This window comes from Kitasatospora sp. NPDC088779 (genome assembly GCF_040685395.1).
GTDB lineage: Bacteria > Actinomycetota > Actinomycetes > Streptomycetales > Streptomycetaceae > Kitasatospora.
Map to the genome: position 1 here is coordinate 152,088 of NZ_JBFBHW010000008.1, position 21,643 is coordinate 173,730.

A 21,643-nucleotide genomic window follows, 5' to 3' on the forward strand; every position below is an offset into this window, starting at 1 on the left:
GGCGCGGCCTCCGAGGGGTTCGGGTCAGCGGCAGAGCGCGGCCGCGCCGATCAGCCCGGCATCGGTGCCGAGTTCGGCGCGGCGGACGTCGAGGCCGCGGATGTAGGACAGCGTGGCGTAGCGGTCGAGGTGGCGGGCGAGCGGTGCGAACAGGACGTCGCCGGCGGTGGCGACGCCGCCGCCGACCACCACCCGGTCGAGGTCGACCAGGGCCGCGGTGGCGGCGATCCCGGCGGCGAGGGCCTGGGCGGCGCGGTCGAAGGAGGCGAGCGCGACCGGGTCGCCCGCCTCGGCGTCGGCGGCGACGGCCCGGGCCGAGCGGTCCTCCCCGGCCGGGCGCCAGCCCTCGGCGAGGGCCCGGCGGGCGATGGCGGTGCCGCTGGCGAGGCCCTCCAGGCAGCCGCGCGAGCCGCACGGGCAGGGCTCGCCGTCCAGGTCGACGGTGATGTGGCCGAGGTGGCCGGCGTTGCCGCTGGGCCCGGGGCGGACGGCGCCGTCGAGCACCAGCCCGGCGCCGACCCCGGTCGACACCACCAGGCACAGCGCGTTGGCCGCGCCCCGGGCGGCGCCCTGCCAGTGCTCGGCGGCGGCCATCGCGACGCCGTCCCCGGCCAGTTGGACGGGCAGCCGCCGGGCGGCCACCGCCGGGTGCGCGGCGACCTCGGCGACCAGCGGGAAGTCGTGCCAGCCGGGGATGTTGACGGGGCTGACGGAGCCGGCGACGAGGTCGACCGGGCCGGCGCTGCCGATCCCGACGGCCGTCACGGCGGCCCAGTCGGCGGTGCGGGCGAGCCGGTCCAGCACCTCGTGCACGACGGCGAGCACGGCCGCGCCCGGCTCCCGGGCCGGGGTGGGCAGTTGGTGCCGGTGCCGCAGCCGCCCGTGGCCGTCGACCAGCGCCCCGGCGATCTTGGTGCCGCCGATGTCCACGGCGGCGAACAGCGGGGTGGCGGCGGGCGGCGGGGTGAGGGTCATCGCGGCGGGCTCCAGGCGGGTTCGGGCGGGGGCGGCGCCCCGGCGGGCGGGCCGGGGCGCCGATCAGCGTAGTGCGGCATGCGGGGCGCGGCGGGCGGGGTGCGAGACCCCGAACGGCGGCCCCGAACGGCGGGGCCCCGAACGGCGGGGCCCCGCCCGCCCGTCAGCCGGCGGTGCTCAGCCCGCCGCGCTCAGACGCAGCGTGACCAGCTCGAACGGCCGCAGCGCCAGCCGCACCGCGCCGTCCTCCACGGCCACCTCGCCGCGGGTGCCGTCCCAGGGCCGCTCCAGCAGGTCGCAGGGGACGGCGCCGGCCAGCGGGTAGGAGGTGGTGAGCAGGCCCCGGGCGCGGCCGCCACCCGCCTCGTAGACCCGGACGATCAGGTCGCCGCTGCGGTCGTCGGCGAGCTTGACCGCGCTGACCACCAGCGCGTCGTTGTCCAGCTGCACCAGCGGCGCGACCTGCTCGGCGGTGCCGGTGACGCGCCGCTCGGGCAGGCCGATCCGGTAGCCCTCGCGGACGGCGTCGCCGATCGCCGCACCCGGGACGAGGGCGTGCCGGAAGCGGTGCAGGCCCTGGTCGGTCTTCGGGTCGGGGAAGCGGGGCGCGCGCAGCAGCGAGAAGCGGACCGTGGTGGTGGTGCCGCCGTCGGTGTCGCGCACGGCGCGGGTGACGTCGTGGCCGTAGGTGGAGGCGGTGACGAGGGCGACGCCCCAGCCGGGCTCGTCGAGGTGGACGAAGCGGTGGTTGCAGGCCTCGAACTTGGCGGCGTCCCAGCTGGTGTTGGTGTGGGTGGGCCGGTAGAGGTGGCCGAACTGGGTCTCGGCGGCGTACCGCTCGGTGTGCACGTCCAGCGGGAACGCGGCCTTGAGGAACTTCTCGGTCTCGTGCCAGTCGACCTCGGTGTCGATGTCGAGCCGCTGCTCGCCCGCCCGCAGGGTGAGCGTCTGGACGACGGTGGACGAGCCGAAGGAGCGCGCCACCCGGACGGCGGCCTGGTCGGGGGCGGAGAGCGCCGTCAGCGCGTCCACGGCGGTCAGGTCGGTGACGGTGTTGCGGTAGAACTGGTCGACGTCCCAGGCGTCCCACATGTTGGGGAAGTCCGGGTGCAGCTGGAGCAGGTTGGCCCGGGTGCCGGGGGCGACGGTCTCCCGGCCGCTCGCCACCTCGACCACCGACGCCACCAGGCCGTCGGCGTCCACGACCACGTCCAGCAGCCCGTTGCGCAGCAGGAAGCCGCCCTCGGGCCGCTCGATGACCTCGCAGGCGCCCGAGCCGAGCACGGCCGGGGCGGCCCCGCCGGCCGGGACGGCCGAGCGCGGGTGCGGCGCCGAGTTGAACACCAGCTCGCGCCCGCCGGCGGTGTCCCCGGCGAGGGCCTGCTGGGCGCCGTCGATCAGCGAGTCCAGCTCCGCGGCCAGCGCCGCGTACGTCGCCTCGGCCTCGCGGTGCACCCAGGCGATGGAGGAGCCGGGCAGGATGTCGTGGAACTGGTGCAGCAGGACGGTCTTCCAGATCCGGTCCAGCTGCTCGTACGGGTAAGCCGCGCCGGTGCGCAACGAGGCGGTGGCGCACCAGAGTTCGGCCTCGCGCAGCAGGTTCTCGCTGCGCCGGTTGCCCTGCTTGGTCTTCGCCTGGCTGGTCAGGGTGGCCCGGTGCAGCTCCAGGTAGAGCTCGCCGACCCAGACCGGCGGGTTCGGGTACTCGGCCTCGGCCTTGGCGAAGAACTCGGCGGGCTTCTCCCAGCGGACGGTGGCCGAGCCCTCCAGGTCCTTCATCCGGCCCGCCTTGGCGACCATCTCGCGGGTGGTGCCGCCGCCGCCGTCGCCCCAGCCGGTCGGGGCGAGCGAGTGCCGGGCCACCCCCTTGTCCTTGAAGTTCCGTGCCGCGTGGGCGATCTCGCTGCCCTTCATGGAGCAGTTGTAGGTGTCCACGGGCGGGAAGTGGGTGAAGATCCTGGTCCCGTCGATGCCCTCCCAGAGGAAGGTGTGGTGCGGGAACTTGTTGATCTGGCTCCACGAGATCTTCTGCGTCAGCAGCCACTTGGAGCCCGCGTTGCGGATGATCTGCGGCAGGCCGCCGGTGAAGCCGAAGGTGTCGGGCAGCCACGCCTCGTGGTTCTCCACCCCGAACTCGTCCAGGAAGAACCGCTTGCCGTGCACGAACTGCCGGGCCATCGCCTCCGAGCTGGGCATGTTGGTGTCGGACTCGACCCACATGCCGCCGGCCGGGACGAACCGGCCCTCCGCCACGGCCTTCTGCACCCGGGCGTACACCTCGGGGCGGTGCTCCTTGATCCAGGCGAACTGCTGTGCCTGGGACATGGTGTAGAGGAAGTCCGGCTCGTCCTCCAGCAGCGCGGTCATGTTGGCGGTGGTGCGCGCCACCTTGCGGACGGTCTCGCGCAGCGGCCAGAGCCAGGCCGAGTCGATGTGCGCGTGGCCGATCGCACTGATCCGGTGCGCGGACGGCACGGCGGGCGCGGCCAGCACGTCGGTGAGCTCCGAACGGGCGGCGGCCGCCGTGCCGTTGACGTCCTGGAGGTCGATCGCGTCGAGCGCCCGCTCGACCGCGCGCAGGACGTCCCAGCGGCGGGCGCCGTCCACCGGCAGCTCGGCCATCAGCTCGCCGAGCACCTCCAGGTCGATCACCAGTTGCCAGACCGTCTCGTCGAAGACGGCGAGGTCCATCCTGGTCAGCTTGTACTGCGGCTGGTCGCCGGCGGTGTCCTTGTCGCCCAACTCGGTGGGCAGGAAGGGGTGGTAGTCCAGGATGACCGGGTTGGAGGCCGCCTCGACGTGCAGCAGCACCTGCTCGCCGCCGGCCGCGGGGGCGGCGATGCGCACCCACTGGTTCTGCGGGTTGAGGCCCTTCACCGGGGTGCCGTCCGGGCGGTAGACCAGGCCCTCGCACTGGAAGCCGGGCATGTTGGCGTCGAAGCCGAGGTCGATCAGCGCCTCGACCGTCCGCCCGGCCCAGGCCTGCGGCACGGTGCCGGTCACGGTGATCCAGCTGGTGCCCCACGGCGCGCCCCAGGCGTCGCCGACCGCGATCGGGGTGCGCGGCGCGGCCAGGCCCTCGGCGACCGGGACGGGCTCGCCGGGTGCCGTCCAGATGCCGACCTCCAGCGGGACGGACTCGGGGTAGACGGCCGGGCGGATGCGCTCGTCCAGGACGCGCTTGAGGCGGGACTCGACCAGCGTGCGGTCATCGTGCATGTCAGCGGGCTCCGTTGCGTGACTGAGGGGTAACGGCTGAGGCGAAGGGTCAGAGAGAACGTACGTCGTCCGGGTGGACCACCTCGGTGATCCCACGCGCGGCCAGGTGGGCCTGGTCCTCGGCGTGCTCGGCGAGGACGGTGGTCGGGCGGGCGCCCGCCTCGGCGAGGCGCATGAACGCCTCGTAGACGGCGCCGCCGGGCCCGCAGACCGAGCGCTTGGGCGCGGTCACCTCGTCCCCGGTGGCCACCACCACGGCGGTGGTGCGCGGCTCGGGCGGCTGCCAGGAGCGGCGCGCCTCGGCGGCGGCCTCGGCCAGCCGGGCGCCGGCCGGCTTGACCGCGCGGTCGGTGGTGAGCAGGCCGAGGCTGTACTCCAGCTCGGGGAAGTCGGCCAGCGAGCGGTCCACGTCGTGCGAGCACCACCAGGTGACGCCCCACACGTCCGGGCAGTCGAGCACGGCCTCGACGGTGGCGCCGGTGAACCGGGCGGCGTCCTCGGCGGTGATGTGCGGGGCGGGGGCGCCGACCTCCTGCAGCCAGACCGGGCGGGCCGGGTCGTCCGCCCAGGCCTTGGAGAGCTCGACCAGGTAGGCGGCGTGCTGCGCGGTGGCGGTGGAGTGGGCGCCGTAGCGCTGGGCGGTGCCGTTGAACACCCAGGAGTGCACGGCGGTGGCGGCGCCGATCCGGGCCGAGTGCCACGGGGTGAACGGGTGTTCGTCCAGGTACCAGGCGGCGTCGTAGGAGGCGTGCAGGTGCATCCGGCCGGGCGCGCCCTGCTCGCAGGCGTCGAGCATCCGGCGCAGCCAGGCGTCGGCCTGCCCGGGGGTGATCCGGTCGGGGTCGGGGTGCGGTTCGCCGGAGAACTGGTTGATCTCGTTGCCGAGCGTCATGCCGAGGAAGTTGGGCCGCTCGTGCAGCGCCTCGGCGAGGGTGCGCAGGTAGGCGGCCTGGCCGTCGAGGACCTCGGGGTCGGTGAAGATGTTCCGCCGGTGCCAGGTCTGCGTCCAGGAGGGCAGGAAGTCGAAGCTCGACAGGTGGCCCTGGAGGCCGTCCACCGCGACGTCCAGGCCGCGTTCGCCGGCCGCGTCCACCAGGGCCGCCAGCTGCTCGACGGCGCGCGGGCGGATCAGGGTGCGGTTGGGCTGGAACAGCGGCCAGAGCGGGAAGACCCGGACGTGGTCCAGGCCGAGTGCGGCGATGGAGTCGAAGTCGGCGCGGACGGCGTCGAGGTCGAAGTCGAGCCAGTGGTGGAACCAGCCGGCGCTGGGCGTGTAGTTGACGCCGAAGCGGGGGCGCTGCGGTGCGGGGTTGCTCATGGGCGGGTGAGTCCTCAACGGGTGTGGGGCGAACGGGCGGTGGGGTCAGGAATCGTCGGACACGTCCGGCCGGGGCCTAACCCTTGACGGCTCCCTCCTCGACGCCCTTGAAGAAGAAGCGCTGGCAGACGCCGAACACCACGACGATCGGCAGGAAGGCGATCATGGTGCCGGCCGCGATCAGCCGCGGGTTCGCGGAGAAGGTGCCGTTGAGGTACTGGAGTCCGACGGTGAGGGTGTACTTCTGCGGGTCGTTGAGCACGATCAGGGGCCAGAGGAAGTCGTCCCAGGCGCCGATGAAGGTGAAGATGACGATCACGCTGAGCATGCCGCGCACGTTGGGCAGGCCGATGTGCCAGAGCCGCTGCCACACCGTGGCGCCGTCGACCAGGGCGGCCTGGTCGAGTTCGAGCGGGACGGCGGCGAAGGCGGTGCGCATCAGCAGCACGTTGAGCATGGCGATCGCGCCGGGCAGGGCGACGCCGGTCAGGGTGTCGGCCAGACCGAGGCCGCGCACCAGCACGTACTGGGAGACGATGGTGACCTCGCCGGGGAGCACCAGGGTGGCGAGGAAGAGGCCGAGGACGAGCTTGGCGCCGCGGAAGCGCAGCCGGGCGAGCGCGAAGCCGGCCAGGGTGCAGCCGACCACGTTGCCGGTGATGCAGATGGCGGCGACGATCAGCGAGTTGAGGGCGTAGGTCCAGACCGGGATGGTCTCGGCGACCTTGCCGTAGTTGCCGAAGGTCAGCTGTTCGGGGATGAAGCTCGGGGTGCTGGTGTAGACGTCCTCGTTGGGACCCTTGAGGGAGGTGGAGAGCTGCCACAGGAACGGCCCTACCACCAGCAGCAGGACGAGCACCAGGAGCAGGTAGCGGCCGGCGGTCTGGGCGGTGGAGGGGGTGTTGAAGCCCCGGGAGCCCTGGGAGCCCCGGGAGCCCTGGGAGCCCCGGGAGCCCTGCGAGCCTTGAGCGCGGCGGACGGCCTTCGAACGGGGGGAGGTCACGGGGTTCAGGCCGCCTTCCGGTTCAGGCGCATCAGCAGCAGCATCGGGCCGAGGGTGATGACGAACAGCATCAGGCTGAGCGCGGAGGCGTAGCCGAGGTGGCCGTTGAAGCCGCGGCTGTACATCTGGATCAGCATCACCACCGACATGTCCCGCCCGCCCGGGCCGCCCTGGCCGTGGGAGAGCACGTACAGCTCGGAGAAGACGCGCAGCGCGCTGACCGAGATGAGGACGGAGACGAGCATCATGGTCGGCCGCACCCCGGGCAGGGTGACGTGCCAGAACCGGCGGATCGGGCTGGCGCCGTCGACGGCCGCCGCCTCGTGCAGTTCGCGCGGGACGTTGGCGAGGGCGGACAGGTAGATGACCATGTAGTAGCCGAAGCCCTTCCAGACGGTCAGGGCGATCGCGCTGAACAGGAGCAGCCAGCGGTCGGTGAGGAAGGCGACCGGGGAGTCGGTCAGACCGGACTGCTGGAGCAGGCCGTTGACCAGGCCGCGGTCGTCCAGCACCCAGCCCCAGATCAGCGCCACCACGACGGCGGAGGCGATGACCGGGGTGTAGAAGGCGGTGCGGAAGAAGGTGATGCCGGGGATCTTGCGCTGGACGAGCAGGGCGAGCAGCAGCGGCAGGATGGTCAGCAGGGGCAGGCAGACCAGCATGAAGACGATGCTGTTGAGCAGGGCGTCTGCGAGTTGTTCGTCGTCGAGCAGGCGCCCGTAGTTCTCCAGGCCGGTGAACTGCCCGCCGCCCAGGGGCTTGGCGTTGGTGAAGGACAGGATCACCGTGTTGACGGCCGGCCAGAGGTTGAAGACGGCCAGCCAGAGTATCGCGGGCCCGGCGAGCAGCCAGGGGGTGAACCAACGCCGGTGGGTCATGCCGTTGCCTTCCTGGGGGTGGTGCGGGTCATTCCCGGGTGCGGCGGGCGGGGGTGGCCCGCCGCTTGACCGGTACGGTCGGGGTGGCGCCTGGCCGTCAGCCCTTGAGCAGCTTGTTGCACTGTTCGACGGCGGAGTCCAGCGCCTGCTTGGAGCTCGCGTCGCCGCTGATGGCCAGCGCGATCTGCTGGTTGACGATGGTGCTCATGGCGTCGTCGACCTGGACGGGCTGGATCAGCTTGGCCTTGGCGAGCGAGTCGAAGGCGACCACCTTGGCGTCGCCGGCGTTGGTGCCGTCGCTCTTGCTGAAGAACGGGTCGTTCGCGGAGGCCTTGGTGGACGGGAAGACGCTGGTCAGGTGGGAGAACGCGGCCTGGTTCTCGGCGCTGGTGACCCAGCGGGCGAGGGCGACGGCGGCGGCCGGGTTCTTGGTGTTCTTCGGGATGGTCAGGCCCTGCACGTACAGCGGCGGGACGCCCATGGTGGGGGAGGAGACCATCTTCGGGGCGATCGTCGGGTTGTCGGTGGCGAGGCTGGTGATGAAGTTGCCGCCGCCGGTGGTCCAGGCGGCCGTGCCCGCGTTGAAGAGCTTGGAGTTGCCGACGTAGGTGTTGGTCAGCACGTCCTTGGGCAGCAGGCCCTCCTTGAAGGCGTCGCGGTACTTGTCGAGCAGCGCGGCGGCCTCGGGGGTGTTGAAGGTGAAGGACTTGCCGTCGTCGGACATGAGCTTCACGCCGGCGTTGTAGAGGTCGCCGAGGCCCGGCTTGCGGCTCATCAGGTAGGTCTGGCCGCCGGACTTCTCCTTCATCGCCCGGGACTGGGCGATCAGGTCGTCCAGGCTGGCGGGGAGCTTCTTCGGGTCCAGCCCGTTCTTCGTCAGGAGTTCCGAATTCCAGTAGTTCACATCGGTGTTGAGGTACCACGGGTAGCCGAAGGTGCCGTTCAGGCCGGTGTAGCGGTAGGCCTCGACGCCGCCCGCGACGTACTCGTCGGCGAGCTTGGGGTCGGCCTTGAGGACGTCCAGCAGGAGGTCCTTCTTGGCCAGCGGGAAGGCGAAGTCCGGCGGGAGGTTGACCACGTCGGGCAGGCCGCCGGACGCGGCCTGGCTGAGCACCTTGTCGGAGTAGCCCTCGCCGGGCTGGTCGAGCCACTCGACCTCGACGCCGGGGTACTTCTTCTTGAAGCCGTCGAGGACGCCCTGCATGTAGTCGGTGAACTTCGGCTTGAGCGCCCAGGTCTGGATCGAGACCTTGCCCTTGACCTCGCCGGTGGCGGCCGCACTCGCCACGCTGTCGCTGTTCTTGCTTTCGCTGGAGCCGAGTCCGCAGCCGGTGAGTGCGGCCGCGGTGAACGCCGTCGTGGTCAGTGCCGCCCAGATTCTTCGCATGAGGGTCTCCCGGTCCTGGGGGTGGGTGGGGGATCGTGCCGAGCTCGGGGGGTGGTTTTGGGTCACGGGGGTGGTGCCGAGTTCCAGAACCTGTCTTACTAAACCGGTCTAGCTATGCCAGGGACTATGCTCCCGCCTAAACTTGGATGTCAAGAGAGGAGTCGGGTTCTGTGGCCAGACCGACGATCGCCGACATCGCGCGCCAGGCCGGTGTCTCCAAGGGCGCGGTGTCCTTCGCGCTCAACGGCCGCCCCGGCGTGAGCGAGGCGACCAGGGCCCGGATCCTGCGGGTCGCCGAGGAGATGAACTGGCGCCCGCACAGCGCCGCGCGGGCCCTCGGCGGAGCCAGGGCCGACGCCGTCGGGCTGGTGATCGCCCGCCCGGCCCGCACCATCGGCGTCGAGCCGTTCTTCAGCCAACTGCTGTCCGGCCTCCAGGCGGTGCTCTCGGCCAGCTCCGTCGCACTGCACCTGATGGTGGTCGAGGACACCGCCGCCGAGATCGAGGTCTACCGGCGCTGGGCCTCCGAGCACCGGGTCGACGGCTTCATCGTCGTCGACCTCCAGGTCCGCGACCCGCGGCTGCCGGTGCTGGACGAACTCGGCCTGCCCGCCGTCATCCTGGGCGGGCCCGGCAAGGGCGGCGGCCCGCTGCGGATCTGGGCCGACGACCGGGAGGCGATGCTCTCCATCGTCGACTACCTGGCCGCCATCGGGCACCACCGGATCGCCCACCTGGCCGGGCTGCCGCACTTCCAGCACACCCAGCGGCGGATCCGCGCGCTGCGCGACGCCTCCCGCCGGCTCGGACTGGAGGAGGCCGTGTCGGTGCCCACCGACTTCAGCGACGCCGAGGGCGCCGCCGCCACCCGCACCCTGCTCTCCCGGCCCCGGCGGCCCACCGCGATCGTCTACGACAGCGACGTGATGGCCGTCGCCGGGCTCGGCGTGGCCGGGGAGATGGGCGTCGCGGTGCCCGCCGAACTGTCCATCGTCTCCTTCGACGACTCGGTGCTGGCCCGGATCGTCCACCCGCCGCTGACCGCGCTGAGCCGGGACACCTTCGCGCTCGGCGAGCAGGTCGCCCGCAGCCTGCTGGCGGCCCTCGACGAGGCTGGCCCGGGGCGCGACCTGCAGATGCCCACACCGCGGCTGACCGTGCGCGAGTCCACCTCGCCGCCGGGGGCCGAGCCACCCGACGGGGTGGTTGCTGCGCGAGTCGTTGACAGCGCTCCTGAACCGGTTTAGGTTCGCTGCGCCGAGCGGCCTCCGCCCGGCGCGCACCCAGGCCCGCACCCTCCGCAGGCCCGCACCCCCGGCGGGCCCGCCGCGTCGCGGCTGCGGCCGGCCGCAGCCGCGACACGGTCACCCCGCCTCCTCGCGCACCGCCACGCCCACATGCACCCGGCCCGTCCACGCCGACGGCCCGCCCCCACCCACCTCCGCTCGATCGGAGCCACCGCATGTCACGACGGATACCCCTGCTGCTCAGCGCCGCCCTCGCGGCCGCCGTGCTGGGTGCCGCCCCCGCCGCCCACGCCGGGCCGCAGGCGCCCACCACCCCGGCCGCCGGCACCCCCGGCACCCAGCCCTACGCCTCGTACTGGTACCCCTCCACCATCCTCAACTGGGACCCGGCCACCGACCCGGACGCCCGCTTCAACCGCTCCCGCGTCCCGCTCCAGCCGCGCACCAGCGACCCCGCCCTCAAGGCCAACCCCAACGCCCGCACCGGCGAAGGGAAGATCGCCTCCCTGGTCTCCTTCGGGCCCACCTCCAACAACCCCTCCCAGGGCTCCGCCGACCCCAACTACTACGCCTTCGGCTACTGGCAGTACGTCGACAAGCTGGTCTTCTGGGGCGGCTCGGCCGGCGAGGGCCTGATCCTCGCCCCCAACCCGACCGTCATCGACGCCGCCCACCGCAACGGCGTCAAGGTCTACGGCACCGTCTTCTTCCCGCCCGCCGCCTACGGCGGCCAGCTCCAGTGGCTCCGCGACTTCGTCCAGAAGTCCGGCAACAGCTACCCCGTCGCCGACAAACTCGCCCAGGCCGCCCAGTACTACGGCTTCGACGGCTGGTTCATCAACCAGGAGACCGGCGGCGGCGATTCGGCCCTCGCCACCGAAGTGCGCAACCTCATGCAGTACAGCAAGGCCAAGAGCGGCACCGAGTTCATGTGGTACGACGCCATGACCACCTCCGGCTCGGTCAACTGGCAGAACGCCCTTACCTCCGCCAACTCCCCGTTCCTCCAAGATGGTTCGAAGCGCACCTCGGACTCGATGTTCCTGAACTTCAACTGGAGCTCCGGCGGCCTGAACTCCTCCCGCGCGCTGGCCCGGCAACTCGGCCGCAGCGAGTACGACCTCTACTCCGGCATCGACACCGAGGCCAACGGCTACAACACCGGCGTCGACTGGAAGTCCCTCTTCCCGACCGGCCAGCCGCACACCACCTCGCTCGGCCTCTACCGGCCCGAATGGACCTGGAAGTCCGCCACCGACCGGGCCGACTTCTACGCCAAGGACGCCCGCTACTGGGTCGGCGCCGACAACGACCCGTCCAAGGCCAACCCCTCCGACAACTGGCCCGGCCTGGCCGGCTACGTCGCCGAGTCCTCGCCGATCACCGCCAAGCCCTTCGTCACCAACTTCAACACCGGGCAGGGGGACTTCTACAACTCCGCCGGCACCCGGGTCGCCACCGGCGGCTGGAACAACCTGTCCCTCCAGGACGTCCCGCCGACCTACCGGTGGATGGTCGACTCCAGCGGCAGCAAGCTCACCCCGTCCGTCGACTTCACCGACGCCTACCAGGGCGGCTCCTCGCTGCGCCTCACCGGCACCCTGGACGCCGCCAACACCGTGCGGCTGTACGAGACCAAACTGCCCGTCGCCGCGAACACCAAGCTGGACCTGGTGGTCAGGACCCCGGCCGCCGGGCCCACCAAGCTCAAGGCCGCGGTTTCCTTCACCGACGCGCCGAACAGCTTCACCACGATCGACGTCGGCGCCAACTCCGGTACCGGCTGGGAGCGGCACACCCTCGACCTCGCCCCGTACGCGGGCCGTACCATCGCCCAGCTCGCCCTCCGGGCCGACGGCTCCGACCCCGCCTACGACGTGCGGATCGGCCAGATCTCCGTCCACGACGGCGACGTGGGCGCCCCGGCGGCGCCCAGCGGCCTCACCGTCCTCGGCGCGAGCGACGTGACGGCGGGCTCCAGCCAGTCGCTGCGGCTCTCCTGGACGGCCGCGCCCGGCGGCGACGTCCACCACTACGAGGTGTACCGGCGCAACGCCGACGGCAGCCGGACCTTCCTCGGCGCGACCCCCAACGACGCGTACTACGTCGGGCGGCTCGACCGGGCCGGCACCGAGGACGCCACCACCCTCGACGTCGAGGCCGTCTCCACCACCTACGGCCGCTCCACCGCCGCCTCCACCACCGTCGGCTGGACGGGCACGCCGCCCGCGACCGGCGGCAACCTGGCGCTGAACCGCCCGGCCACCGCCTCCGGCCAGTGCAACGCCGACGAAGGCCCGGCCAAGGCCGTCAACGGCAGCGCCAACGGCGGCACCGGCGACAAGTGGTGCAGCCTGAACAGCTCCAAGTGGCTCGAGGTGGACCTCGGTTCGGCCAAGCAGCTGTCGAAGTTCGTGGTCAAGCACGCGGGCGCCGGCGGCGAGAGCGCGGCCTTCAACACCCGCGACTTCTCGATCCAGGTCCGCTCGAACACCACCGACCCCTGGACGACGGTCGCCGACGTCACCGGCAACACCGCGGGCACCACCACCCACCCGGTGACCACCACCGCCCGCTACGTCCGGCTGGTCGTCACCAAGCCCACCCAGAACACCGACCCGGCCGCCCGCATCTACGAGTTCGAGGCCTGGGGCCAGTAAACCGGGCACGTCAGCACCTCCCGCCGGGCGCGGCACCCAACCCCGCGCCCGGCCCCCGCACCTGCACCGAAAGGACCCTCCCCGTGCCGGTCACCATCACCGCCGTCGAGAACACCGACCTCTTCACCGGTCCCGAGGAAGCCCCGCGCCAACTGCTGCGGGTCACCCTCGACGGCCCGGCCGCCCGGATCACCGTCAGCGGTCCGGGCGTGCGCGGCGAGGCGACCGGCACGGGGCTGGTCGAAGTCCCGTTGGAGCTCACCGGCGCCCCCGAGCCGGGCACCGAACTCCCCGTCACCGTCGAGGCGGAGGGCGCCTCCGTGGACGCCCTGGTGGAGGTCGCCGAACCCGGCTGGACGATGTTCCTGGTCTCCCACTTCCACTACGACCCGGTCTGGTGGAACACCCAGGCCGCCTACACATCCCCCTGGGAACTGCTCTCCGCCGACGCCACCACCCGGCCGCTCTGGGAGCGCAACGGCTTCGCGCTCGTCGACGCGCACATGGACCTCGCGCTGCGGGACCCGGTGTACAAGTTCGTCCTCGCCGAAGTCGACTACCTCAAGCCGTACTTCGACCAGCACCCCGAGCGCCGCGAGACCCTGCGCACGCTGCTCGAGCGCGGCCAGGTCGAACTCGTCGGCGGCACCTACAACGAGCCCAACACCAACCTGACCGGCGCCGAGACCACCATCCGCAACCTCGTCTACGGCATCGGCTACCAGCGCGACATCCTCGGCGGCGACCCGCAAACCGCCTGGCAGCTCGACGTGTTCGGGCACGACCCGCAGTTCCCCGGCCACCTCGCCGCGGCCGGCCTCACCGGCAGCGCCTGGGCCCGCGGCCCCTTCCACCAGTGGGGCCCGATCCAGAAGAACTTCCGCGAGGCCAAGGACGACGCCCGGGTGATGCAGTTCCCGAGCGAGTTCGAGTGGATCGCCCCCTCCGGCGAGGGCGTGCTCACCCACTACATGCCGCACCACTACTCGGCCGGCTGGTGGATGGACTCCTCCCCGGACCTCGCCACCGCCGAACAGGCCGTCTACGAGCTGTACCGCAAGCTCAAGCCCGTCGGCGCGACCAGGAACCTGCTGCTGCCCGTCGGCACCGACTACACCCCGCCCAACAAGTGGGTCACCGAGATCCACCGCTCCTGGGCCGCCAAGTACCTCTGGCCGCGCTTCGTCTGCGCCACCCCGCGCGACTTCCTCGACGCCGTCCGGGCCGAACTCGCCGCCACCGGCCGCCGGCCCAGCCCGCAGACCCGCGACATGAACCCGGTCTACACCGGCAAGGACGTCTCGTACATCGACACCAAGCAGGCCCAGCGGGCCGGCGAGGTCGCGGCCGCCGACGCCGAGAAGCTCGCCACCCTCGCCGCCGTCCACGGCCTGGGGCAGTACCCCACCGCCGCCCTCGACAAGGTCTGGCGCCAACTCGCCTACGGCGCCCACCACGACGCCATCACCGGCTCCGAGTCCGACCAGGTCTACCTCGACCTGCTCGGCGGCTGGCGAGAGGCGCACGACCTCGCGGCCGCCGTCCGGGACCAGGCGCTGGACGCGCTGACCGCGCGGATCTCCACCGCCGGCGTCGGTCCGGAGGGGGCCGGCGGGTCGGCGGTGGCCGCCGGTTCGGCCGTGGTCGTCACCAACACGCTCTCCTTCGACCGGACCGACCTGGTCGTCGTCCAACTTCCCCCGCAGACCGGGGCGGTACGGGTGCTCGACGACCGGGGCGAGCCCGTGCCGAGCACCGTCGACCGGGGGGCCCTGCGCTTCCTCGCCGCCGACGTCCCCGCGCTCGGCTGGCGCACCTGGCGGCTGGTGGAGGGCCCGGCGGCGGAGCCCTGGACGGCGGCCGAGGGGGTGGTGATCACCAACGACCGCTACCGGGTGAGCGCCGACCCCGTCCGTGGCGGCGGCCTGTCCTCCGTCCACGACCTCCTGCACGACCGGGAGTTGATCCAGGGCGGCCGGATCGGCAACGAACTGCGGGTCTACGAGGAGTACCCGCAGCACCCCGACTTCGGCGAGGGCCCCTGGCACCTGGTGCCCAGCGGACCGGTGCGCGGCTCCGGCACGGCCCCGGCCGACGTGCGCCGCGAGACCGGCCCGCTCGGCGAGCGGCTGGTGATCGGCGGCACCGTCGACGGGATCCGCTACGAGCAGACCGTCACCCTGTGGCGGGGCCTCGACCGGGTCGACTGCCGCACCCGGGTCGTCGACTACTCCGGCGCCGATCGGCTGCTGCGGCTGCGCTTCCCCGTCGACCTGCCCGGCGCGCTGCCGGTCAGCGAGGTCGCCGGCGCCGTCGTCGGGCGCGGCTTCGCCCTGCCCGACGTCGACTCCGCCGAGGCGCCGTGGACCTTGGACAACCCGGCCAACACCTGGTTCGGCCTCGGCGCCACCGCGCGCGCCGTGCTGTCCGATCCGGCCGGATCGCCGCTGGGGGAGCGGGCGTTGGGCGTCGCCGAGGTGGTCGTGCCGAGCCTGGACGACGCCGCCGACGCCCGCCCGCTGGTGGTCGCCCTCGCCCGGGTCGGCGTCACCGCCACCACCTCCGGCGCCGACTGGGCCCGGTACGGCTGGCTGGACGTCGACTCCAACCTGCCCGACTTCCGGATCGTCCTCGGCGGGCCGGAAGAGAACGACGCCGCCCGGGAGTTGATCGAGCGGGCCGGCGAGGAGTACGCGAGCGTCCTCAAGACGCACGGCGCGGTGTGGGTGCCCGCACTCACCCCGCTCGCCGAGGTCTGGCAGCCCGGCGCCGACCTGCGGGACCTGCGGGCGCTGCCCGCACTGGTCGTCACGGACGCCGCCGCGCTCGTCGCGGACCTCGCCGACGCCCGGATCGGCGCCGTCTGCCCGTCCGACGTCGTGGACCAACTCGCCGACCACACCGTCGCGTTGCTCAGCTTCGGCCTGCCCGGCTTCGCGGTCGACACCACTGGAGCCCTGCACCTCTCCCTGATGCGCTCCTGCACCGGCTGGCCCTCCGGCGTCTGGATCGACCCGCCCCGGCGCACCCTGCCCGACGGCGCCTCCTTCCAACTCCAGCACTGGACGCACGAGTTCAGTTACGCACTGGTCGGCGGCCCGGGCGACTGGCGGAGCCAGACCCTGCCCGCCCAGGGCCAGGAGTTCAACCACCCGCTCCACGCCCGGATCGCGCCGCCGCAGGACGGGCCGCTGCCGGCCACCCTCTCCTGGCTGCGGGTCGAACCGCAGCGCGAAGTCCTGCTCGGCGCGCTCAAGCCCGCCGGCAACCCCATCGCGCACGGCTCGGCGGCGGCCGTCGGGCGCGAACTCGCCGTCCGGCTGGTCGAGTCGACCGGACTCGGGCGCACGGCGGAACTCGGCGGCGCACTCGGGCTGAGCCACCTGCGGCCCGCCGACCTGCTGGAACGCCCCCTCGGCGAGGCCGTCGAACGCGTCGACCTCGCCGGCTCGCAGATCGCCACCCTGCTCGCCGCCCCGGGCGTCGCCGCCGAGCCCGGCGGCCCGGTCCTCGGCCCGGTCGCCGAACCCGCGCAACCCGTCCACGCCCGCTACTGGCTGCACAACCGGGGTCCGGCGCCGCTCGGCTACCTGCCGGTCTCCGTCGGCGCCTCGCCCGGCCTGCTGCGGACGGACGGCGAGGCGGTCGAACTCTCCGTCGCCCTGTCCTCACAACTGCGCGACGCGGCGGTCGAGGGCACGGCCGTCGTCCTGCCGCCCGAGGGCTGGCAGACCAGCCTCGGCAGCCGCCCCTACCGGCTGGAGCCCGGCGGCCACCTGCGCTTCCCGGTCACCCTCACCCCGCCCGCCGAAGTCCTGCCCGGCCTGCACTTCGCCGCCGTCCGGATCGTGCACGACGGCCAGGAGATCGAGGACGTCGTGACCATCGCCGTCGGCGACCTCCCCAACCTGCTGCCCGTCCCCGGCGACGCCCCCGAGGACTGGACGATCGCCCAGGGCACCAAGGCCACCACCGGCCGCGACACCGGCCTGGACGTCGCCGTCTCCGAGGAGACCCTGCGCGTCACCGCGGGCGGCCGCACCACCCTCGGCCTCACCCTCACCAACCGCACCCGCGGCGAGATCCGCGGCGAACTTCAACTCGTCTCCCCCTGGGGCACCTGGGACGCCATCGCCGACCCGGTCCGCGGCTTCACCGTCCCGGCCGGATCGTCCTCGACCGTGGCCTTCGAGATCGCCGCCCCCGAATCCACCGACCCCGGCGCGTACTGGGCGCTGGCCAAGGTCATGTGGTTCGGCCGCTGCCAGTACGCCCCGACCGTCGCCCTGGAGGTGGAGGCATGACCCTCGGTCTGCTCGACGGAAAGCCCCTCCCGCGCGCCGCCCTCGACCACCGCCTCGCCGCCCTCCGCACCGGCCCGCGCTCCACCGCCCTGCCCCAGCCCGGCAGTTCGGAGGACCGCCAGCTCAGCCGCTGGGTCGCCCAGGTGCTGCTGACCGAGGCGTTGTGCGAGGCGGTCGCCACCGAGCGCGACCTGCCCGTACGGTCCACCGGCCCGGCCCGCCTGGACCAGCAGGCCGCCGTCGAACTCGGCTCCATCACCGCCGCCGCCTACGAGGGCAGCCCAGCCGTCCGAGCCGTCTACGCGGCGGTCACCGCCGACGTCGAACCCTCCGCCGCCGACGTCGCCCACTACCGCACCCTGACCACCCGCCCGCCGTCGGCCGTCTGGCACCTCGCCCTGCCCGACGGCGAACTCGACGCCGACCCCGACACCCTCCCGACCGCCCTCGCCGAAGCCCTCCGCGAGGCTCCGCCCGGCACCTGGGTCACCGCCGGCCCCTGGAGGGCCGCGCTCCGCTCCGTGCACACCGTCACAGAGGAGCACGACCCCACCGCCGACCTCACCGAGGCCGCCCGCCGCGCCGCCTTCGTCCGCTGGCTCGACCACGAGCGCGCCCGACGCCTCACCCTCGTCGAGGGATTGGAACACCCGGGCGACCCGGCCCAACCCGACAACCACCACCGCCACTGAGACGCCACCGCTGCCGACCTCGCCGGGATCACCAGCGAGGTCGGCAGCGGAACGGGCGGTCAGACGATCTTGCAGGGCGCGTACGCGGCGCCCAGCTGAACGGCCGCGCCCAGGCGGTGGTTCCCGTCCTGGATGCTGATGCCGCCCCCGTCGACCCGGATCTTGATCGGTTCGAGCGCGGCGCTGTTCTTCATGCCGGTGACGGCGGCACTGAGCCGCTTCTCGTCGAGCCCGCCCGCCACCGTCTGCGCACGACCGCTGGCCTGCTGCAGCAACGCGACGCTCACTTCGACCAGTTGGCCGGGACGCACGCCCTGCGCGGCGAAGTCCTGCAACTGGTCGATCTGTGCGCCCTCGAAGGTCCCGGCACCGGCCCGGACGTGGTAGCTGGAGTCCCGCTGCCGGTTGACGTGGCCGCTCAGGTCCGCCTGCGCCTGCTCGGGGCCGACCTCCATGTTGACGAGCTTGTAGTAGGTCTCCAGGCCGTCGTCGACCTTGATGTACCCGTAGCTGCCGTCCTCGTCGAAGATCACGCGTTCCTCGGACCCCGCGAGCTGGTAGATCTTCTCGTAGTGCTCGTCGGTCAGCTTCTGGTCCAGGATGAGCCGCATGCCCGGATAGTCGGCGTCGACGTGGGTGTGGTCGCCCTCCTCCTCGGCGGGCTTCGCCGTGGGGCGCCGCTGCACCGAGGGCTCGCCGGCCTGCGTGCCGTGCGCGTGGGCCGCGTGCTCCGCTTCGGACTCCCGGGCGAGCGGCCGGGACAGCACCCGGGAGGCGTTCGCCTCGGCCTCGCGCTCGAAGCGGTCCGAGGGGTCGCTGACCCGCAGCCCGCTCCCGTTGTCGGTGCCCGCGACGGGGCCGCTGCGCTGCTGGATGACGTGGGTCAACTCGTGCGCGAGCGTGTGCTTGTCGCCCCCTCCGGCGCCGAGCACGATGTGGCTGCCCGAGGTGTACGCGCGGGCGCCGATCCCCGCCGCCGACTCCCGGGCGGTCGCACCCGTGTGCAGCCGGACATCGGAGAAGTCCGCGCCGAGCCGGGTCTCCATCTCGGCCCGGAGCCCGTCGGCCATCGGCGTGCCGGGGCTCCGCAGCACCTCGTGGACGGCCGAGCGCTGCACGTCGGCCGCAGCGTGCTCGTGCTGCTCCTGTTCCTGCTCCAGCAGCCGGCTCACCGCGGCATTGCCCACGGCCCGTTGCATGGCGGTGAGCGCCGCCGGCGTCACGGCCCGGGCACCGGAGGGCAGCCGGGCGGGAGCCGTGGGCCGACTGGTACGGCCCGGTCGTCGGTCGGTGGCAAACGCACTACCGGAGTCATGGGCACGCACAGGTAAGGCCCCTTCGAGGGATCGGCGACAGTCCCTCCCAGTCTGTTCGACCCCGCACCTCCGGCGGAAGGTACGCCAGGGCAACGTCCGATGTCCCCCGGGGCCACCTCCCCCGTCAGCCCGCCGAGCTGGGTGCTCGGCGGGCCGGGTTCACGACGTGGTGTGCGACGGATCGCGGCGATGGGATGTGTCGGCGCAGTTCAGGGCAGCAGCGAGACCTGGTAGTGGGCGATGGACCAGCCGTCGTCGGAGCGCCGCAGCAGGACGCCGAGGTTGACGGTGAGGGTGGGGCGGTCGGAGAAGGCGAAGTCGACGCTGTGGTAGCCGAGGAGGAGAGTCGGGGTGAGCCGCCGGGACTCCAGGATGCGGTAGTCGGCCGTCATGCCGGGGGGCTGGGAGGCGTAGTAGGCACCGATGCCGGCCCGCCCGACAGTGTACGGGTGGAGGCCCTGGAAGATCGCGTCCTCGGTGAAGCAGTCGGCTGCCTGCTCGGGTTCGTGGGCGTCGACGGCGGCCTTCCAGCGGTTGAGGACGCCGCGCAGCACGGCTTCGTCGCTCATCGGGCGCCTCCCGTGCCGGGGTCGTTGGGGTGCGGGGCGAGCGGGGTGACGGTGTCCTGGCGCCATACCCGCAGGGGCATGGAGGCGAGCGCCTGTTCCAGCCGCGTCTCGTCGGGGGCGCTGAAGAGGCCCCAGGTGCGCCATTCGCCGGGGGCGAGCGGCGGGCGCCAGAGCCGCAACAGGGCACCCTGGGCGGCGAGTTCGCGCGACCGCTGGGCCTCGCGGGCCCGGATGTCGGCGACCGCGTCCTCGGTGGTTCCGTCCGGGACGGTGGTCACCATGTCGACCAGGAATTCCATCGGTGTCCTCTCGTTCGGGGCTTACCGGAGTATCGAGGGGCGGCGCGGTCGCCGGTGCGGAGCCACGCCGGTCACGGCCGGGCGTCGTGGCCGGCGCCCATGCCGATGCCGATGCCGATGTCGAGGATGCCAGCCCGGAGCGGAGCACCGGCGGCCGGGGCGAGCATGACGCCGAGCAGGCCGAGGACGCAGACGGCCACCACGGCCAGGAGGTGCGGCCGCTGGTCGGTGCGGGCGGCGGCGAGGACGGGGGCGAGGAAGCCGCCGTGATGGCGAGCGAGCAGGCGGCGGAGCGGAAGGCGCTGCTGGCGGCGCAGCGGGACGAGATGACGGCCCGCGCCCGCCGCCTGGAGCGCGCCGCGGCCGTTCTGACCCACATGCTCGACTGCCACCGCGACCGCCCGCTGGACTGCCCGGTCACCCACGCGCACATCCACGCCCGCGTCGACGCCGCCCTCGCCGGCGAGGAACTGGCCGACGCCTTCCTCCCGCCGGCGACCGGGACCGCGACCGGGATCGGTCAGCCCAGCACCGCCGGCGTCGGCCCGTCGGGGCGGACGGTGATGCTGTAGGCGGAGCCGGTCGGGACGGATCGGAACCGCACGGTGTGGGCGGGCAGCAGGAGTTCGAGCAGCGCGGTGGTCTCGCGGACGGCGAACTGGGTGCCGAGGCAGGCGCGGGCGCCGAGGCCGAAGGGGAGGTACGCGCCGAGCTGGGCGGGGCGGGCGCCGGTGGCGGTGAAACGGGCGGGGTCGAAGCGTTCGGGGTCGGGCCACAGGGCCGGGTCGCGGTGGGTGAGGTAGGGGCAGACCAGGACGTCGGTGCCGGCGGCGATGCGGTGGCCGTCGATCACGTCGTCCTCGACGGCGTGCCGGGGGAGCAGCCAGGCCGGGGGGTAGAGCCGCAGGGCCTCGCTGACCAGGGCCTGCGGGTCCGCGCCGCGCGCCTCGGGGTGGCGGTCGAGGAGGAGGAAGAGCCAGGTCAGGGTGGTGGCGGTGGTCTCGTGCCCGGCGACGAGCAGGGTGACGAGTTCGTCGCGGATCAACCGGTCGGTGTACTCCGGGTGTTGGGCTGAGGCGTCGAGCAGGACCCGCAGCACGCCGGGCTCCTCGGCGTCGGTCGCCGAGCGCGCCGCGTCGATGGCGGCCAGCGCGACGGCGTCGATCCGGGCGAGGTCGGCGGCGACGGCGTCCCGGGCGTCCCCGGCGTCCGTGGGCAGGGTCGGCATGGCCGCCACCACCCGTTCCACAGAACGGAGTTCATGGTCGGTGCGGTCGTCCAGCGGCAGCCCGGTGAGGGCCCGCCAGACGGTGTCGAGGGCGAATCCGCGCATCTCCTCGCCGAGGTCGAAGGTCTCGCCGCTGCGCGCGTACCCCTCCCAGCGGTCGGCCGTCCGGCGGGCGGCGGCGGCGATCCGCTGCTCGTAGCGGCGCATCCCGGTGCCGGTGAACTGGGATTGCAGCAGCCGCCGTTGGCGCTTCCAGGCGTCCCCGGTGGCGGAGAGCACGCCGTCGCCGACCAGCATCCGCGCGCGGTGCGAGCGCTTGACGTAGCGGTCGGGGTGGCGGCCGAGCACGTGCTGCACGGCGGCCGGGTCGGTGACCAGCACGGTGGGCGTGGGGCCGAGCCGGAAGGCGGCGATGCCGCCGATGCCCCGCTGCGCCCGGGCGAGCAGGTCGACGAGGTCGGCCTCCTCGCTGCGCCACTGCTCGACGGCCTCGGCGGCCAGCTCCGGTACGGGGCGGGTGTCGGTGGTCACCAGGAGTCTCCTCGGGG

At 73.2% G+C, this 21,643-nt stretch carries 15 protein-coding genes; 5 read left to right on the forward strand and 10 right to left on the reverse strand.

Annotated features, from left to right (window positions below; translation table 11 throughout):
* Positions 1 to 24: 24 nt before the first annotated feature.
* From AB0P03_RS10160 to AB0P03_RS10185, 6 genes are all read right to left on the reverse strand, one after another.
* The gene (locus AB0P03_RS10160; RefSeq protein ID WP_363628370.1) at positions 25 to 975 is read right to left on the reverse strand and encodes an ROK family protein; all 951 of its coding nucleotides are present in this window, start codon (positions 973 to 975) and stop codon (positions 25 to 27) included.
* A gap of 177 nt (positions 976 to 1,152) precedes the next feature.
* Positions 1,153 to 4,194 (reverse strand): glycoside hydrolase family 38 C-terminal domain-containing protein, encoded by a 3,042-nt coding sequence (locus AB0P03_RS10165; protein ID WP_363581799.1) that lies wholly within the window; start codon positions 4,192 to 4,194, stop codon positions 1,153 to 1,155.
* Positions 4,195 to 4,243: 49 nt separating this feature from the next.
* Positions 4,244 to 5,512 (reverse strand): glycosyl hydrolase, encoded by a 1,269-nt coding sequence (locus tag AB0P03_RS10170; protein ID WP_363623716.1) that lies wholly within the window; start codon positions 5,510 to 5,512, stop codon positions 4,244 to 4,246.
* A gap of 76 nt (positions 5,513 to 5,588) precedes the next feature.
* Positions 5,589 to 6,515 carry a carbohydrate ABC transporter permease gene (locus AB0P03_RS10175; protein WP_363628372.1) on the reverse strand — a complete coding sequence of 309 codons (927 nt, stop codon included), beginning with the start codon at positions 6,513 to 6,515 and terminating at the stop codon, positions 5,589 to 5,591.
* 5 nt (positions 6,516 to 6,520) lie between these two features.
* A complete protein-coding gene (locus AB0P03_RS10180) occupies positions 6,521 to 7,393 on the reverse strand; it encodes a sugar ABC transporter permease (protein WP_363581806.1) in 873 nt (290 codons plus the stop codon).
* 97 nt (positions 7,394 to 7,490) lie between these two features.
* The gene (locus tag AB0P03_RS10185) at positions 7,491 to 8,780 is read right to left on the reverse strand and encodes a sugar ABC transporter substrate-binding protein (protein WP_363581808.1); all 1,290 of its coding nucleotides are present in this window, start codon (positions 8,778 to 8,780) and stop codon (positions 7,491 to 7,493) included.
* A 170-nt stretch (positions 8,781 to 8,950) separates the two neighbouring features.
* Here AB0P03_RS10185 and AB0P03_RS10190 point away from each other — a divergent pair, with 170 nt between their 5' ends.
* The 4 genes from AB0P03_RS10190 (at position 8,951) to AB0P03_RS10205 (ending at position 17,683) form a co-directional block, all read left to right on the forward strand.
* On the forward strand, positions 8,951 to 10,027 hold the full coding sequence (locus AB0P03_RS10190; protein WP_363581810.1) for a LacI family DNA-binding transcriptional regulator: 1,077 nt from the start codon (positions 8,951 to 8,953) through the stop codon (positions 10,025 to 10,027).
* 215 nt (positions 10,028 to 10,242) lie between these two features.
* Entirely contained in the window at positions 10,243 to 12,687 is a 2,445-nt protein-coding gene (locus AB0P03_RS10195) for a discoidin domain-containing protein (RefSeq protein WP_363628374.1), read from the forward strand.
* 83 nt (positions 12,688 to 12,770) lie between these two features.
* On the forward strand, positions 12,771 to 16,991 hold the full coding sequence (locus tag AB0P03_RS10200; RefSeq protein ID WP_363628375.1) for an NEW3 domain-containing protein: 4,221 nt from the start codon (positions 12,771 to 12,773) through the stop codon (positions 16,989 to 16,991).
* Complete coding sequence (locus tag AB0P03_RS10205; protein ID WP_363581816.1) at positions 16,988 to 17,683, forward strand: hypothetical protein; 696 nt, start codon at positions 16,988 to 16,990, stop codon at positions 17,681 to 17,683. Before AB0P03_RS10200 ends, AB0P03_RS10205 begins: the two co-directional genes overlap by 4 nt.
* A gap of 59 nt (positions 17,684 to 17,742) precedes the next feature.
* Here the strand turns inward: AB0P03_RS10205 and AB0P03_RS10210 are convergent, their stop codons facing one another.
* The 3 genes from AB0P03_RS10210 to AB0P03_RS10220 form a co-directional block, all read right to left on the reverse strand.
* The gene (locus tag AB0P03_RS10210; protein WP_363628377.1) at positions 17,743 to 19,008 is read right to left on the reverse strand and encodes a DUF4157 domain-containing protein; all 1,266 of its coding nucleotides are present in this window, start codon (positions 19,006 to 19,008) and stop codon (positions 17,743 to 17,745) included.
* A gap of 200 nt (positions 19,009 to 19,208) precedes the next feature.
* Positions 19,209 to 19,568 carry a nuclear transport factor 2 family protein gene (locus tag AB0P03_RS10215; protein ID WP_363628379.1) on the reverse strand — a complete coding sequence of 120 codons (360 nt, stop codon included), beginning with the start codon at positions 19,566 to 19,568 and terminating at the stop codon, positions 19,209 to 19,211.
* Positions 19,565 to 19,867 carry a muconolactone Delta-isomerase family protein gene (locus tag AB0P03_RS10220; RefSeq protein ID WP_363581822.1) on the reverse strand — a complete coding sequence of 101 codons (303 nt, stop codon included), beginning with the start codon at positions 19,865 to 19,867 and terminating at the stop codon, positions 19,565 to 19,567. Before AB0P03_RS10220 ends, AB0P03_RS10215 begins: the two co-directional genes overlap by 4 nt.
* Before the next feature lie 86 nt (positions 19,868 to 19,953).
* Between AB0P03_RS10220 and AB0P03_RS10225 the strand changes: the two genes are divergently transcribed.
* On the forward strand, positions 19,954 to 20,439 hold the full coding sequence (locus tag AB0P03_RS10225; protein ID WP_363628381.1) for a hypothetical protein: 486 nt from the start codon (positions 19,954 to 19,956) through the stop codon (positions 20,437 to 20,439).
* Here the strand turns inward: AB0P03_RS10225 and AB0P03_RS10230 are convergent.
* The gene (locus tag AB0P03_RS10230) at positions 20,388 to 21,626 is read right to left on the reverse strand and encodes a cytochrome P450 (RefSeq protein ID WP_363628383.1); all 1,239 of its coding nucleotides are present in this window, start codon (positions 21,624 to 21,626) and stop codon (positions 20,388 to 20,390) included. The two genes, AB0P03_RS10225 and AB0P03_RS10230, sit on opposite strands and share 52 nt — an antisense overlap.
* Positions 21,627 to 21,643 lie beyond the last annotated feature (17 nt).